The sequence below is a fragment of the Geobacillus zalihae genome (assembly GCF_030414215.1).
In the GTDB taxonomy this organism is placed as follows: Bacteria; Bacillota; Bacilli; order Bacillales; family Anoxybacillaceae; genus Geobacillus; species Geobacillus zalihae.
Genome location: NZ_CP129217.1, coordinates 681,320 through 694,586, shown reverse-complemented (window position 1 = coordinate 694,586; position 13,267 = coordinate 681,320). Strand labels below are relative to the sequence as shown.

General features: G+C 53.1%; 13 protein-coding genes and 1 riboswitch. Of the genes, 6 read left to right on the top strand and 7 right to left on the bottom strand.

The features are described from left to right. Window position 1: 1 nt before the first annotated feature. Together QWV57_RS03550 and QWV57_RS03545 are read left to right on the top strand one after the other, a co-directional pair. Entirely contained in the window at window positions 2-694 is a 693-nt protein-coding gene (locus QWV57_RS03550; RefSeq protein WP_301100578.1) for an ABC transporter permease, read from the top strand. A 432-nt stretch (window positions 695-1,126) separates the two neighbouring features. Continuing rightward, window positions 1,127-1,630, top strand: coding sequence for a DUF1572 domain-containing protein (locus QWV57_RS03545; RefSeq protein WP_015374083.1), 504 nt, complete (start codon window positions 1,127-1,129; stop codon window positions 1,628-1,630). Window positions 1,631-1,757: 127 nt separating this feature from the next. Here QWV57_RS03545 and QWV57_RS03540 read toward each other — a convergent pair whose 3' ends face one another. The 5 genes from QWV57_RS03540 to QWV57_RS03520 form a co-directional block, all read right to left on the bottom strand. Then, entirely contained in the window at window positions 1,758-2,075 is a 318-nt protein-coding gene (locus tag QWV57_RS03540) for a hypothetical protein (protein WP_015374082.1), read from the bottom strand. Window positions 2,076-2,500: 425 nt separating this feature from the next. Next, the gene (locus QWV57_RS03535; RefSeq protein ID WP_015374081.1) at window positions 2,501-3,574 is read right to left on the bottom strand and encodes an ABC transporter substrate-binding protein; all 1,074 of its coding nucleotides are present in this window, start codon (window positions 3,572-3,574) and stop codon (window positions 2,501-2,503) included. Further along, window positions 3,575-4,378, bottom strand: a complete 804-nt coding sequence (locus tag QWV57_RS03530; RefSeq protein ID WP_015374080.1) for an ABC transporter permease — start codon at window positions 4,376-4,378, stop codon at window positions 3,575-3,577. It lies immediately after the preceding gene. Beyond that, a complete protein-coding gene (locus QWV57_RS03525; protein WP_011230227.1) occupies window positions 4,375-5,184 on the bottom strand; it encodes an ABC transporter permease in 810 nt (269 codons plus the stop codon). Before QWV57_RS03525 ends, QWV57_RS03530 begins: the two co-directional genes overlap by 4 nt. Further along, on the bottom strand, window positions 5,181-6,242 hold the full coding sequence (locus QWV57_RS03520) for an ABC transporter ATP-binding protein (protein ID WP_011230226.1): 1,062 nt from the start codon (window positions 6,240-6,242) through the stop codon (window positions 5,181-5,183). The genes QWV57_RS03525 and QWV57_RS03520 overlap by 4 nt, the downstream gene beginning before the upstream one ends. A gap of 60 nt (window positions 6,243-6,302) precedes the next feature. Here QWV57_RS03520 and QWV57_RS03515 point away from each other — a divergent pair, with 60 nt between their 5' ends. From QWV57_RS03515 to metH, 3 genes are all read left to right on the top strand, one after another. After that, window positions 6,303-6,455 carry a hypothetical protein gene (locus tag QWV57_RS03515; protein WP_157807507.1) on the top strand — a complete coding sequence of 51 codons (153 nt, stop codon included), beginning with the start codon at window positions 6,303-6,305 and terminating at the stop codon, window positions 6,453-6,455. A gap of 69 nt (window positions 6,456-6,524) precedes the next feature. Beyond that, window positions 6,525-6,627: riboswitch (SAM riboswitch) on the top strand. Window positions 6,628-6,698: 71 nt separating this feature from the next. Continuing rightward, window positions 6,699-8,546 (top strand): bifunctional homocysteine S-methyltransferase/methylenetetrahydrofolate reductase, encoded by a 1,848-nt coding sequence (locus QWV57_RS03510; protein ID WP_301100569.1) that lies wholly within the window; start codon window positions 6,699-6,701, stop codon window positions 8,544-8,546. Continuing rightward, complete coding sequence (metH, locus tag QWV57_RS03505) at window positions 8,539-11,949, top strand: methionine synthase (protein ID WP_301100567.1); 3,411 nt, start codon at window positions 8,539-8,541, stop codon at window positions 11,947-11,949. Before QWV57_RS03510 ends, metH begins: the two co-directional genes overlap by 8 nt. Before the next feature lie 141 nt (window positions 11,950-12,090). Here the strand turns inward: metH and QWV57_RS03500 are convergent, their stop codons facing one another. Further along, entirely contained in the window at window positions 12,091-12,510 is a 420-nt protein-coding gene (locus QWV57_RS03500) for a type II toxin-antitoxin system VapC family toxin (RefSeq protein WP_301100565.1), read from the bottom strand. 24 nt (window positions 12,511-12,534) lie between these two features. Continuing rightward, complete coding sequence (locus tag QWV57_RS03495; protein ID WP_013146163.1) at window positions 12,535-12,828, bottom strand: AbrB/MazE/SpoVT family DNA-binding domain-containing protein; 294 nt, start codon at window positions 12,826-12,828, stop codon at window positions 12,535-12,537. Window positions 12,829-12,944: 116 nt separating this feature from the next. Between QWV57_RS03495 and QWV57_RS03490 the strand changes: the two genes are divergently transcribed. Further along, entirely contained in the window at window positions 12,945-13,259 is a 315-nt protein-coding gene (locus QWV57_RS03490) for a type II toxin-antitoxin system death-on-curing family toxin (protein ID WP_301100563.1), read from the top strand. The last annotated feature ends 8 nt before the right edge of the window (window positions 13,260-13,267 follow it).

The following is a 13,267-nucleotide window of genomic DNA, read 5'->3' as shown; positions in this document are numbered from 1 at the left end:
GTTGTCCCCGCAAATTTTGAATGTAGTATTGGCTTCCTTTTTGAAAAAAAGGGCAGAGTATCGTCGGTATTGGTTCGATTTTACCGTTGGACTTATCATTAAATTTGTCTTTTTTCTCGGTACGCTGTACGCAAGCCCAATACAGACCGGAAAAGAAGCGACGGTCAAACTGTTCGGTTTCAGCCTTTGGTACTTAAGTGCTCATTTGATCTCGAAGCTCGGCAACACGGTGATCGAAGAAGCGTATCTCGGCACCGCCGAGCAAGTGCTTTCCACCAAGACTGCTCCATGGAAAATTTTGATCAGCGTAGTGATCGCTGAAATCGCGTTATCGTCCATGTGGGTGACGCTCTTTTTCATTTGTGCGGCTTTGATGATCGGATTTTCCGAAATTCTCTCGGGAATCGCATCCATGATAACGGAGATCGTCATCTTTGGCGGCGTCAGCCTCATCGGGATGACGGGAATCGGCGTGTTCATTTTAGGGCTGTCCCTTCGCTTAAAGCAAGTGGGAGCCGTTACCGAGGTGCTGCTTTATTATTTATTGATCTTCTCAGGATTTTTTCTATCTTCGAATGTATTGCCGACAGCGTTTCATATTCTCAACTGCTTTTCTCCTCTTTCTTGGGCCGTGCAAGGAGTGAATGAAGGATGGCCCGTATTCTTTCCTGCTCTCGGTATCTCGCTATTCTGACTGGCCATGGGCTCATTGGTCTTGAAGCAACAATGGCATTGGGCGAGAAAAAATGGAAAAATCGGAAGCTACGTCTAAAAGAGTGGACGTTATCCCTCACCTTTTGCACCCTTTCGGCGAAAATCGAGAGGATGTTTTCGCGACCATGCCGAATGAATCCTCGGCACTCAGGGAAAGCAAAGGAGTTTTCATAACACGGACATCTTGCGCGAAGAGAGCTCTCTTTATTCCGACGCCGGCTGCGAACATCAGTTGATCAACACGGGCAAAGAAGCGTGCCGCTATGATCAGATTATTCACTCGCCTGCTTCGAAAACATGACCCATAGTCATGTCCGCCCCAGGCGTTGCTTTTTTTTGCCGTCACATAGAAAGAAATCACCGCATCGACGGCGAATAAAAGAGATGGCATTTCTTTGACGGAGGTGTGTGAATGAACATCGGCCAAGAATATTTGCGAGTGGTGCGCGCGCGCTTTCTCGACATGAAAAAGACCGCCGAACAGGCTATGGACCAATGTTCGGAGGAACAGCTGTTCCATTGCTTTCATGAGGAGACAAACAGCATCGCCATCATTGTCAAACATATGAGCGGAAATATGGTGTCGCGCTGGACAGACTTTTTGTCATCGGATGGGGAAAAACCGGACCGAAACCGCGATGATGAGTTTATTAACGACTTCCATACGCGCAAAGAAGTCATGGATTGCTGGGAAAAGGGGTGGTCTGCTTTCTTTCAGACGCTGAACGAACTGCAAGAAACGGATTTGTTGCGGACGGTCACGATCCGCGGCGAACCCCATTCCGTCATCGAAGCCATTGAGCGGCAAATGTACCATTATTCGTATCATATCGGGCAAATCGTCTATATCGCGAAACAGCTGAACGCAAACAACTGGAAAACACTGACCATACCAAGAAATCGAAAAACAACATAGGCAACTCCTTACTCGAATCATCTTGCAAACGCCATCCACCCCTCGGAACCGTCAGCCGATAAAGGTGGATGGCTTCTTTTTGTTGCTTGTTGTTCCTTCCCAATCCTATCGCTTATCGGGATCACGGTCAGCGCCTTGAAAGTTTCACAATACCGACCAACAAACAAACCATCCCCGCTCCCCACGCCATCCCCGCCTTGCCAAGAAGGAGGGAGATTTCTTCGGATGCCTGCGCATGGGTAAGATCAAAGGAAATCGCCTTCAGCGCAAATGAAACAGCCAGAGACAGCAACAAGAAATGGGCCAATATCCACAGAAACACTCGCCCTTCTCGATTCCTTCGCCAAAGAAAAACGATTGTCACAACCGCGATCAACATCACAACCGAAAAGCCGCCGATGAGCATATCCATCACATTTTCTTCCATAGGCAAATGATTGGGCAACGTTCCCACCTCCTCTTTTTCATCATATCATGTCTTTCTATTCTTCTTCCCTGCGTCCGATCCCTTCTTGTATGTGAAGCCGCCCATGGGCTTCTTCGTTCCCGCGTGCTAGGGAAGCGGCGCAACCCTTTACGCAAACGACAAGCAGGCGCCCATCTCCCTATTACAGAGGGCGGCGCCTGCTCTGATTGTATAGATGCAATGTAAAGCTTTAACTTTACCGGTCATTGCATCCGATTGTCGAGTGACCGAACAACGCCGCTTAAAGACCCAGGAATGGGTCTGTGAAGCGAGTCGTTGTTCGGTCTTCCGTCACGCTAAAGCGTGACGGAGGCAAGCCTGTGGCTTGTGCCTTCGACAGTCAAAAATGGATAAGCCACTTTTTCGTCAAGGATATGTGAAACGATTTCGTTGCATCTATATGGTTACTTTTGCTGCATCTTAAACTCCAAAAACAGCTCGTTGTAGTAGGCGAGCATGTGTTTTCCTAAGTTTTCGTACACTTCGAGATGCCCTGCTGAATCCAAATCGGGGTAAAAGCGCCGATCGCCCGCGATGTCTTTTGGCAAATAGCGAAGCGCCTTTTTATTCGGCGTCGAATAGCCGACATACTCGGCGTTTTGCGCCGCGTGTTTCGGGTCGAGCATAAAGTTGATGAACGCGTGCGCTCCTTCGATGTTTTTCGCTGTTTTCGGAATGACCATGTTGTCAAACCATAAGTTGGAGCCTTCTTTCGGCACGACATAGTCGAGCTTGTCGTTTTCGGCAATGATTTCGGCCGCGTCGCCTGACCAGACGACGCCGATGGCCGCTTCCTCGTCGGCGAGAAGCAGCTTGATTTCATCGCCGACAATCGCCTTCACGTTCGGCATAAGCCGGTCGAGCTTCCGCTTCGCTTCTTGCAAATGGGCTTTGTTCGTGTCATTCAGCGAATAGCCGAGGCTGTTCAACGCCATCCCCATCACTTCCCGCGCCCCGTCGACAAGCAAAATTTGATTGCGCAAGCTTGGATCCCATAAGTCGTTCCAGCTCGTCATTCTTTTGCCGCCAAGCATCTCGCGGTTGTAGACGATGCCGACCGTTCCCCAAAAATACGGCACTGAATACCGGTTGTGCGGGTCAAACGGCAAGTTGAGAAACCGCGGTTCGATATATTGCAAATTGGGAAGCTTTCGGTGATCAAGCGGCAGAAGCAGCTTTTCCTCGATCATTTTGCTGATGGCGTAATCGGACGGAACGGCGACATCAAACGTCGCCCCGCCTTGGGCGATTTTCGCCATCATCGCCTCGTTGGAATCGAACGTTTGGTAAATCACTTTCCACCCTGTCTCTTTTTCAAACTCTCGAATGAGCGCAGGGTCGATGTAATCGCCCCAGTTGTAAACGGTCACCGTTTTGCCTCCGCCGTACCCTTCCGCTTCGTTCAACCGGTGGGTGATGAACATGAGGACGAACGCCGCGATAAACACGGCCGCAAACCCTTGGACAAGCCGTTTCACCTACTTTCGCCCCCCTATCCCGTACATTCGGCCGCCTTTTTGGCTGAGCACATAATAACCGATGACAAGCAGCATCGTAAATAAAAATAACAGCGTCGACAGGGCGTTAATGGACAGCGAAATGCCTTGGCGCGCCCGCGAATAAATTTCCACCGACAGCGTCGAGAATCCATTTCCCGTGACAAAAAACGTCACGGCGAAGTCATCGAGCGAATACGTAAGCGCCATGAAAAAGCCCGCCCATATGCTTGGCGCCAAAAACGGCAGCACGACGCTTGACAGCACTTGCCAAGGCCCTGCTCCTAAATCTCTAGCCGCATCAATCAGCGTCGGGCTCATTTCCTCGAGTTTCGGCAGCACCATCAACACGACAATCGGCACGCTAAAAGCGATATGGGACAACAGCACAGATGTAAACCCTAGTTGAATGCCAGCGATCGTAAACAACAGCAAAAACGAAGCGCCGATGATGACGTCTGGGCTGACGATCAGCACGTTGTTGAGAGCGAGAAGAGCGTTTTTCGTTCGCTGCCGCTTGACATAGTAAATGGCGAGCGCCCCGATGACCCCAAGTATGGTCGCGACCGCCGCCGACAGCAGCGCGATGACGATTGTATTCAAAACGATGATGAGCAAGCGGTCGTCGGACAGCACGTCGCGGTACCACTTCAACGTGAACGATTGAAAATCGTGCATCGTCCCGCCGCTGTTGAACGAATAATACATCAAATACACAATCGGCGTATACATCACGGCAAACACGGCTAACAGGTACACACGTCCCCACCAATGCGTCCGTTTCATCGGCTTCCCTCTTTTCTTCCACTTCCTGTCAGGCCGACGATGACCGCCATCGCGATCATTAACACAACAGCGATCGTCGCCCCCATTCCCCAGTTTTGGGTGACAAGAAAATGCTGTTCAATGGCGGTGCCGAGCGTAATGACGCGGTTGCCAGCGACAAGGCGCGTAATCATAAACAACGACAACGACGGGATGAACACCGCTTGGCAGCCGGCCTTCACCCCACTAAGCGTGAGCGGGAAAACGACGCGGCGGAACGTCGTCCACGCTGAAGCGCCTAAATCGCGGGCGGCATCGACAAGCGATGGCGGCAGCTCCTCCAGCGCGTTGAAAATCGGCAGCACCATAAACGGAATAAAAATGTACACCGACACAAACACAAAACTGAAATCGGTAAACAACAGCTGCCGCGCTCCAATGCCAAGCGTCTGCAACAGGGCGTTGGCCAGCCCGTACGTGCCGAGCAGCCCTAAAAACGCATACACCTTCAGCAGCAAATTCACCCACATCGGCAAGATGAGCAACAACAGCCATAACTGCTTGTGCCTCGTCTTTGTCAGCCAATAGGCGGTCGGATAGCCAATCAACAGCGACACAAGAGTAATCAAAAACGCGTACCAAAACGAATACGCCATCATTTTTAAATAAATGGGCGTCAACACGTTTTCATAATTCGCCACCGTCCAATGTCCGTCTATATCCAAAAACGATTCATATAATAAAAAGACGATCGGAGCGATGACAAACAACACCAACCAAATGCCATAAGGGATTAAATACCAGTTTCGCCACGCCCGTTCCGTCATGCGCCCTCATCCTCCCTTTCGACTCGCATGACGTGAATCGCTTCCGGTTCAAAACGGAGGCCGACCGTTTCCCCGACTTCCGCCTTTTTCGTCGAATGGACAAGCCATTCGTTGCCGTTTTCGTCATAGCCGCAAATTTCATAATGGACACCGCGGAATAAGAGCGAATCGACGCGGATGACGATCTGCCCGTCTTCCGGCGCCGCGAGCTCCAAATCTTCCGGGCGGATGACGACATCGACCGGTTCGTTTGGCGCGAAGCCGCGGTCAACACACGCAAACTGTTTGCCGGCAAATTCGACGAGGAAATCGTCGATCATGCGCCCCGACAAAATGTTCGATTCCCCGATGAAATCGGCGACGAATCGGTTGATGGGCTCGTCGTAAATGTCTTTCGGCGTCCCGAACTGCTGAATTTTCCCTTTATTCAGAACAAAAATGTAATCGGACATCGCCAGCGCTTCTTCTTGGTCATGCGTGACAAAAATAAACGTAATGCCCAATCGACGTTGGAGCTCACGCAATTCATACTGCATTTCCGTGCGCAATTTCAAATCCAAGGCTGACAGCGGTTCATCCAAGAGCAACACCTCAGGTTCATTGACAATCGCCCGGGCAATGGCGACGCGCTGGCGTTGGCCGCCGGACATCTCTTGAATGCGGCGGCGCTCATAGCCTTCCAAGTTGACAAACCGGAGCGCTTCGCTCACTTTTTGGCGGATGTCCGCTTCTTTCATCTTTTTCACGCGCAAGCCAAATGCCACGTTTTCAAACACATCGAGGTGAGGAAACAACGCATAGTCTTGAAAGACAGTGTTGACTTGCCGTTTGTTCGGCGGGACGTTTTGAATCGGCTTCCCGTGGAAATAAATCGTTCCTTCCGTCGGTTCGATAAACCCGGCAATCAGCCGCAAAATCGTCGTCTTCCCGCACCCTGACGGGCCAAGCAGCGTATAAAACTTCCCGCGCTCCATCGCAAAACTGACGTCATCCAATACGACCGTTCCGTCGTATTCCTTCGTCACTCGCTCGAAGCGGATGATCTCTTCCCCGTTCACTTCCAGCCCCCCGTCTTCTTGATGTTCACTATTCCTAATTAGAACATAGGAGAGTGGAAAGTGCAACGGAAAAATATGCTTTCCGCCATGTCGGCGACTAAAAAACAAAAAGCGGCTGACTATTCCGCAGAACAGCTTCCAATTTTGCCCGCAATGCGGAAAGCCGCTGTCTCATTGATCGTTTTTTCAAATTTCCTTGCTTCACCGTATTGAATAATTTCGAAAAATACATTAAATTATATAGTAATCATCAAAACGTCACCGCACAATTGCATACCGGCATTCTTATCAAGAGAGGGGGAGGGACTGGCCCGGTGAACCCTCAGCAACCTGGCCCGCGGCCAAGGTGCTAAATCCAGACAGGCGGAAGCCTGGAAGATAAGAAGAAGCGAATGAAAAGTCTTCTTCTTATAGAAGGCTTTTTTCTTTTACTACGGAGAAACGGGGGAATCGAACGTGGGATTGCTGGATGAGTTGAAAGAGCGCATTCTCATCGCCGACGGGGCGATGGGAACGCTTTTATATTCGCACGGCATTGACCGTTGTTTTGAAGAATTGAATCTATCCAATCCAGATGAAATCGTCCATATTCATGAAGCGTATATCGCCGCGGGCGCCGACGTCATTCAGACGAATACATACGGCGCCAACTATGTGAAACTCGCCCGCTACGGCCTTGAAGATGAGGTGCCGGCCATCAACCGCGCGGCGGTGCGGCTCGCCAGGCAAGCGGCGAACGGGCGGGCGTACGTGCTCGGGACGATCGGGGGGCTTCGCACGTTAAACAAAAGCGTCGTCACGCTCGAAGAAGTGAAACGGACGTTTCGCGAGCAGCTGTTTGTCCTGCTGGCTGAAGGGGTTGATGGCGTGCTGCTCGAGACGTATTACGATTTGGAAGAGTTGGAGACGGTGCTTGCCATCGCCCGCAAAGAAACGGATTTGCCGATCATCGCCCATGTGTCGCTCCATGAAGTCGGCGTCTTGCAAGATGGCACGCCGCTCGCGGACGCCCTTGCTCGCCTAGAGGCGCTCGGGGCCGATGTCGTCGGACTGAACTGTCGTCTCGGTCCATATCATATGCTTCGGTCGCTCGAGGAAGTGCCGCTGCCGAAGCAGGCGTTTTTGTCGGCGTATCCGAACGCGAGCCTCCCGGATTACCGCGACGGCCGGCTTGTCTATGAAACGAACGCGGAATATTTTGAAGAGGCGGCCAAAGCGTTCCGCGATCAAGGGGTGCGCTTGATCGGCGGGTGCTGCGGCACGACGCCGAAACATATTGAGGCAATGGCAAAGGCGCTCGCCGACCGGACGCCGGTGACGGAAAAAACGGTGAAGCGGCGCGCGGTGCCCGTATCGGTGCAAGCCGAGCGGTCCGCCCCAACTCCGCTTCCCGAGCTCGCCCGCGCGCGCCGCTCGGTCATCGTTGAACTCGACCCGCCGAAAAAACTCGGCATTGACAAATTTCTCGCCGGAGCGAAAGCGCTCCATGACGCCGGCATCGATGCGCTGACGTTGGCCGACAACTCGCTTGCTACGCCGCGCATCAGCAACGCCGCCGTCGCCACGATCGTGAAAGAGCGGCTCGGCGTCCGCCCGCTCGTGCATATTACGTGCCGCGACCGCAACTTGATCGGCTTGCAGTCGCATTTGATGGGCTTGCATACGCTCGGCATCACTGATGTGCTCGCCATTACCGGCGATCCGTCGAAAATCGGCGATTTCCCGGGAGCGACGTCCGTATATGATGTGTCATCATTCGATCTCATCCGCCTGATCAGCCAATTCAACGAAGGATTATCGTACTCGGGCAAACCGCTCGGGCAAAAAACGAACTTCTCGATCGGTGCGGCCTTTAACCCGAACGTCCGCCATTTGGATAAAGCGGTCGAGCGGATGGAGAAAAAAATTCAATGCGGGGCTCACTATTTCTTAACCCAACCGGTTTACTCGGAAGAAAAAATCGTGCAAATATACGAAGCAACGAAGCATCTCGACACGCCGATCTACATTGGCATTATGCCGCTTGTGAGCGCGCGCAACGCCGAGTTTTTGCATCATGAAGTGCCGGGGATCACCCTGTCGGACGAGATTCGCGCCCGCATGGCCGCTTGCGGCGACGACCCGGTGCAGGCGGCGCGCGAAGGGATCGCCATCGCCAAAACGCTCATTGACGCCGCCTTTGATTTGTTCAACGGCATTTACTTGATCACGCCGTTTTTGCGCTATGACATGACGGTCGAGCTCGTCCGCTACATCCATGAAAAAGAAGCGGCCGCCAAAGAAAGGAAGGTTGTTCATGGCTAACATCACCTTAGAACAGCAGCTGCAGCGAAAAATTCTCGTCATTGACGGCGCGATGGGGACGATGATCCAAAGCGCCAACCTATCAGCCGCCGATTTTGGCGGCGAGGCGTATGAAGGGTGCAACGAATATTTGACCCTCACCGCCCCGCCTGTCATCCGCCGCATTCACGAAGCGTATTTGGAAGCGGGCGCTGACATCATCGAAACGAACACGTTCGGGGCGACGCGCATTGTGCTCGATGAATACAACCTCGGGCATTTGGCGCTCGAGTTGAACATCGAAGCGGCCAAGCTCGCCAAACAAGCGGCGGAGGCGTTCTCAACTCCCGACTGGCCGCGCTTTGTCGCCGGGTCGATGGGGCCGACGACGAAGACGTTGTCGGTGACAGGCGGCGCGACCTTTGAGGAACTCGTCGCCGCCTATGAAGAACAAGCGCGCGGGCTGCTGTTGGGCGGCGTCGATCTTCTGTTGCTGGAGACGTGCCAAGATACGCTGAATGTCAAAGCCGGTTTTCTCGGCATTTCGAAGGCGTTTGAAGCGGTCGGTCGCCGCGTGCCGCTCATGATTTCCGGCACGATCGAGCCGATGGGCACGACGCTCGCCGGCCAGGCGATCGATGCGTTTTTCATCTCGGTGCGCCATATGAAGCCGATCGCCGTCGGCTTAAACTGCGCGACAGGCCCCGAGTTTATGACCGACCATTTGCGCACGCTCGCCTCGCTCGCTGACACGGCGGTCAGCTGCTACCCGAACGCCGGTCTGCCGGATGAGGAAGGCCGCTATCATGAAACGCCGGAGATGTTGGCAGAGAAAATCCGCCGCTTTGCCGAAAAGGGATGGATCAACATCGTCGGCGGGTGTTGCGGCACGACGCCGGACCATATTCGCGCCATCGCCGAAGCGGTGCGCGGCATCCCGCCGCGGGCGATCCCGTCTTCGTTTGACGTCCACGCCGTCTCCGGCATCGAGGCGCTCATTTATGAGGAAACGATGCGCCCGCTCTTTGTCGGCGAGCGGACAAACGTCATCGGCTCGCGCAAATTCAAGCGCCTCATCGCCGAAGGGAAATACGAAGAAGCGGCGGAAATCGCCCGCGCCCAAGTGAAAAACGGCGCCCATGTCATCGACATTTGCCTCGCCGACCCAGACCGCGACGAACTCCATGACATGGAGCAGTTCGTCCGCGAAGTCGTGAAAAAAGTGAAAGTGCCGCTTGTCATCGATTCAACCGACGAGCGCGTCATCGAGCGCGCCCTCACCTACTCGCAAGGGAAAGCGATCATCAATTCGATCAACTTGGAAGACGGCGAGGAGCGGTTTGCGAAAGTCGTTCCTCTCTTGCACAAATACGGCGCCGCTGTCGTCGTCGGCACGATCGATGAACAAGGAATGGCGATTACGGCCGAACGGAAGCTGGAAATTGCCTTGCGTTCGTATGACTTGCTCGTTAACCGCTACGGGGTGCCGGCGCGCGACATCATTTTCGATCCGCTCGTCTTCCCGGTCGGCACCGGTGATGAGCAATACATCGGCGCGGCGAACGAAACGATCAAAGGCATTCGCCTCATTAAAGAGCAACTGCCGGAGTGCTTGACGATGCTCGGCATCAGCAACGTCTCGTTCGGCTTGCCGCCGGCCGGGCGCGAGGTGCTCAACTCCGTCTTTTTGTACCATTGCACGCAAGCTGGGCTCGATTATGCGATCGTCAACACTGAGAAGCTTGAGCGGTTCGCCTCGATTCCGGAAGAGGAAGTGCGGATGGCTGAGGCTCTGCTGTTTGACACAAACGATGAAACATTAAACACCTTTATCGAATTTTACCGAAGCAAAATCACCGCCGCCAAGCCGGCTGAGGAGAACTTGAGCCTTGAAGAGCGGCTCGCCCGCTACGTCATTGAAGGGTCGAAAGACGGGCTCATTCCCGATTTAGAGAAGGCGCTTGAGACCTACTCCGATCCGCTGTCGATCATCAACGGTCCGCTTATGGCCGGCATGGATGAAGTCGGGCGGCTGTTCAACAACAACCAGCTCATCGTCGCCGAAGTATTGCAAAGCGCGGAAGTGATGAAAGCGGCCGTCGCCTTTTTAGAGCCGTATATGGAAAAGAAAGAAGGAAGCACAAAAGGAAAAGTTATTCTCGCCACCGTCAAAGGCGATGTCCATGACATCGGCAAAAACTTGGTCGACATCATTTTAAGCAACAACGGCTACGAGGTGATCGACCTCGGCATTAAAGTCGCTCCGCAGCAACTCATTGAAGCGGTGCGCGAACATCAGCCGGACATCATCGGCTTGTCGGGCTTGCTTGTCAAATCGGCCCAACAGATGGTCGTCACCGCCCAAGATTTGCGGCAAGCCGGCATCTCAACGCCCATTTTAGTCGGCGGCGCCGCCTTGACGCGCAAATTTACCGAAAACAAAATCGCGCCCGAATACGACGGCGTCGTCCTGTACGCAAAAGACGCCATGGACGGGCTCGCGCTCGCCAACCAAATCCAGCAAGGAGAAATCGAATACACGAAAAAAGAAGCAGCCGAAAGCGAGCCGACGCGGCCAACAGCCGTTGCCGCAACGGTCAAATCGAACGTCTCGACCGACGTTCCCGTCTACATCCCGGCCGACCTCGAGCGCCACGTGCTGCGAAACGTGCCGCTTGACCATGTGTTGCCGTACGTCAACTGGCAAATGGTGCTCGGCCACCACCTCGGCTTGAAAGGAAAAGTGAAGCGGCTGCTTGAAGAACGGGACGAAAAAGCGTTGGCGTTAAAAGCGGTCGTCGACGAACTCGTTGCCGAAGCGAAAGAACGCGGCTGGATTCAACCCGCCGGCGTCTACCGCTTCTTCCCGGCGCAAAGCGACGGCAACCGCGTCTACATTTACGACCCCGCTGACGGCCAAACGGTGCTTGAAGTGTTCGACTTTCCGCGTCAGCCGCGGGCGCCGCACCTTTGCCTCGCCGATTACTTGAAACCGAAAGACAGCGGCGAAATGGATTACGTCGGCTTGTTCGCCGTCACGGCCGGATATGGCATTCGCGAACTCGCCCAACGGTGGAAAGACGAAGGCGAATTTTTGAAAAGCCACGCCATCCAGGCGCTGGCGCTCGAGATTGCCGAAGGATTCGCCGAACGAATCCACCAAATTATGCGCGACCGCTGGGGCTTCCCGGACGACCCGGATTTCACGATGGAAGAGCGCTTTGCCGCCAAATACCAAGGCCAGCGCTACTCGTTCGGCTACCCGGCCTGTCCGAACTTGGAAGATCAGGAGAAACTGTTCCGCCTCCTTCATCCGGAAGACATCGGCATCCGCCTCACCGACGGCTACATGATGGAGCCCGAAGCATCGGTTTCGGCGATCGTCTTCGCCCATCCGGAAGCGCGGTATTTCAATGTGTTATAAACAGCAAACGAGCTGGACTATGTGAGCCAGCTCGTTTGCTTTTTTACGCACCTTGGCGTTTCCCGTTTTGCAGCAAAAAAGACGGGGGATTGGCGCTCTGGGAAAATCGCGACGTTTGTTCACGTGCCAACCATCATTGATTCAAATGATGGATTCAGGCATATAGCATTCCCCGCCAAGCCGACGAAAATCTTTTTCGTTCCAGGTGATGATCCCTTGGATGGATGAAGTGTGCTGCGCCAGCGCCGAAAGATACGCATCAGCAAAATCCACGCCGCAGCGGGCGTAATCATCTAATGCCTTTTCAACAACTTCTTTGTCTGTCGTCTTAACACAGGAAGCCTCTATGATTTGCTTCAGCTTGCTTGCGATCTCTCCTTTCGTATACCCGTACCGTTTCGACTCAAGCACCCAGCAGCATTCCGCGACGACAAGAGGATGCAATAGGAACACAAATTCACCGTTGACCGCTTTTTCAAATACCCGATAGGCAACCGAAGATTGTTCCTCATCGTCATTGGCTAAAAAACGAATGATGATGTTCGTGTCTAAAATATACACGTTTCATCCTCTTCTCCCTATCATCTACTCCTCGTTCTTTTCCCTCTTGGACATCCGTTCCTCTTTCGCCTGTTTGCGAATATCCGCCCATGCCATCGGACGGCTGTCTCCCCTAGGCGGCATGGTGCCGAACAAAGATAGCAACGCATCTTTCTTTTTCACCTTTAACGTCACCTCTTGATTTTCCCCATAAACAAATGCGACTTGGTCTCCCGGTTCTGCCCCAAGCACTTCTCTGATCTTCATTGGAATCGTCACTTGATGTTTCGAAGAAAGCGTGGAGTAATACGTGTACGTTTCATGTGAGGATGGCTTCATCACGATTCCTCCTTCCCTCTTTGCTAATCATTTTATCTTTACTCAATCAAAAAGTAAAGATTGTCTAATCACCCAAGACTTCTATGGCAAGAAACGAAAAAACAGAAGAAAAAAACATGTTCCCCAAATTTCCGGAGCTGTTGAACAGCGCGGTCAACCGTCCGAAACAAAGCGCTTTCGGACAGGACGCTTATCCAACTCTTTGGCTGAAAGCGGCAGCATTGTACGCCAGCCTTTGCCAAAACCATCCGTTTCATAACGCCAATAAACGAACAGGATTTGTCGCCATGAAACAGTCCCTTTGGTTAAACGGTTATCGCTTTGCCGCTTCAGAAAAAGAAGCAGACGACTATACCCTGAAAGTCGTGACCGATCAACCATCGATTGAGGAAATCGCGATGTGGATGGAAACGTGGGCGGAAAAAAGATGACCAACCAC

What these genes read in the sequence shown, in the direction of transcription:
- metH (WP_301100567.1), top strand. Translation starts at nt 8,539, where the DNA reads ATGGCTAACATCACCTTAGAACAGCAGCTGCAGCGAAAAATTCTCGTC.
- QWV57_RS03495 (WP_013146163.1), bottom strand. Translation starts at nt 12,828, where the DNA reads ATGAAGCCATCCTCACATGAAACGTACACGTATTACTCCACGCTTTCT.
- QWV57_RS03525 (WP_011230227.1), bottom strand. Translation starts at nt 5,184, where the DNA reads ATGACGGAACGGGCGTGGCGAAACTGGTATTTAATCCCTTATGGCATT.
- QWV57_RS03545 (WP_015374083.1), top strand. Translation starts at nt 1,127, where the DNA reads ATGAACATCGGCCAAGAATATTTGCGAGTGGTGCGCGCGCGCTTTCTC.
- QWV57_RS03490 (WP_301100563.1), top strand. Translation starts at nt 12,945, where the DNA reads ATGTTCCCCAAATTTCCGGAGCTGTTGAACAGCGCGGTCAACCGTCCG.
- QWV57_RS03530 (WP_015374080.1), bottom strand. Translation starts at nt 4,378, where the DNA reads ATGAAACGGACGCATTGGTGGGGACGTGTGTACCTGTTAGCCGTGTTT.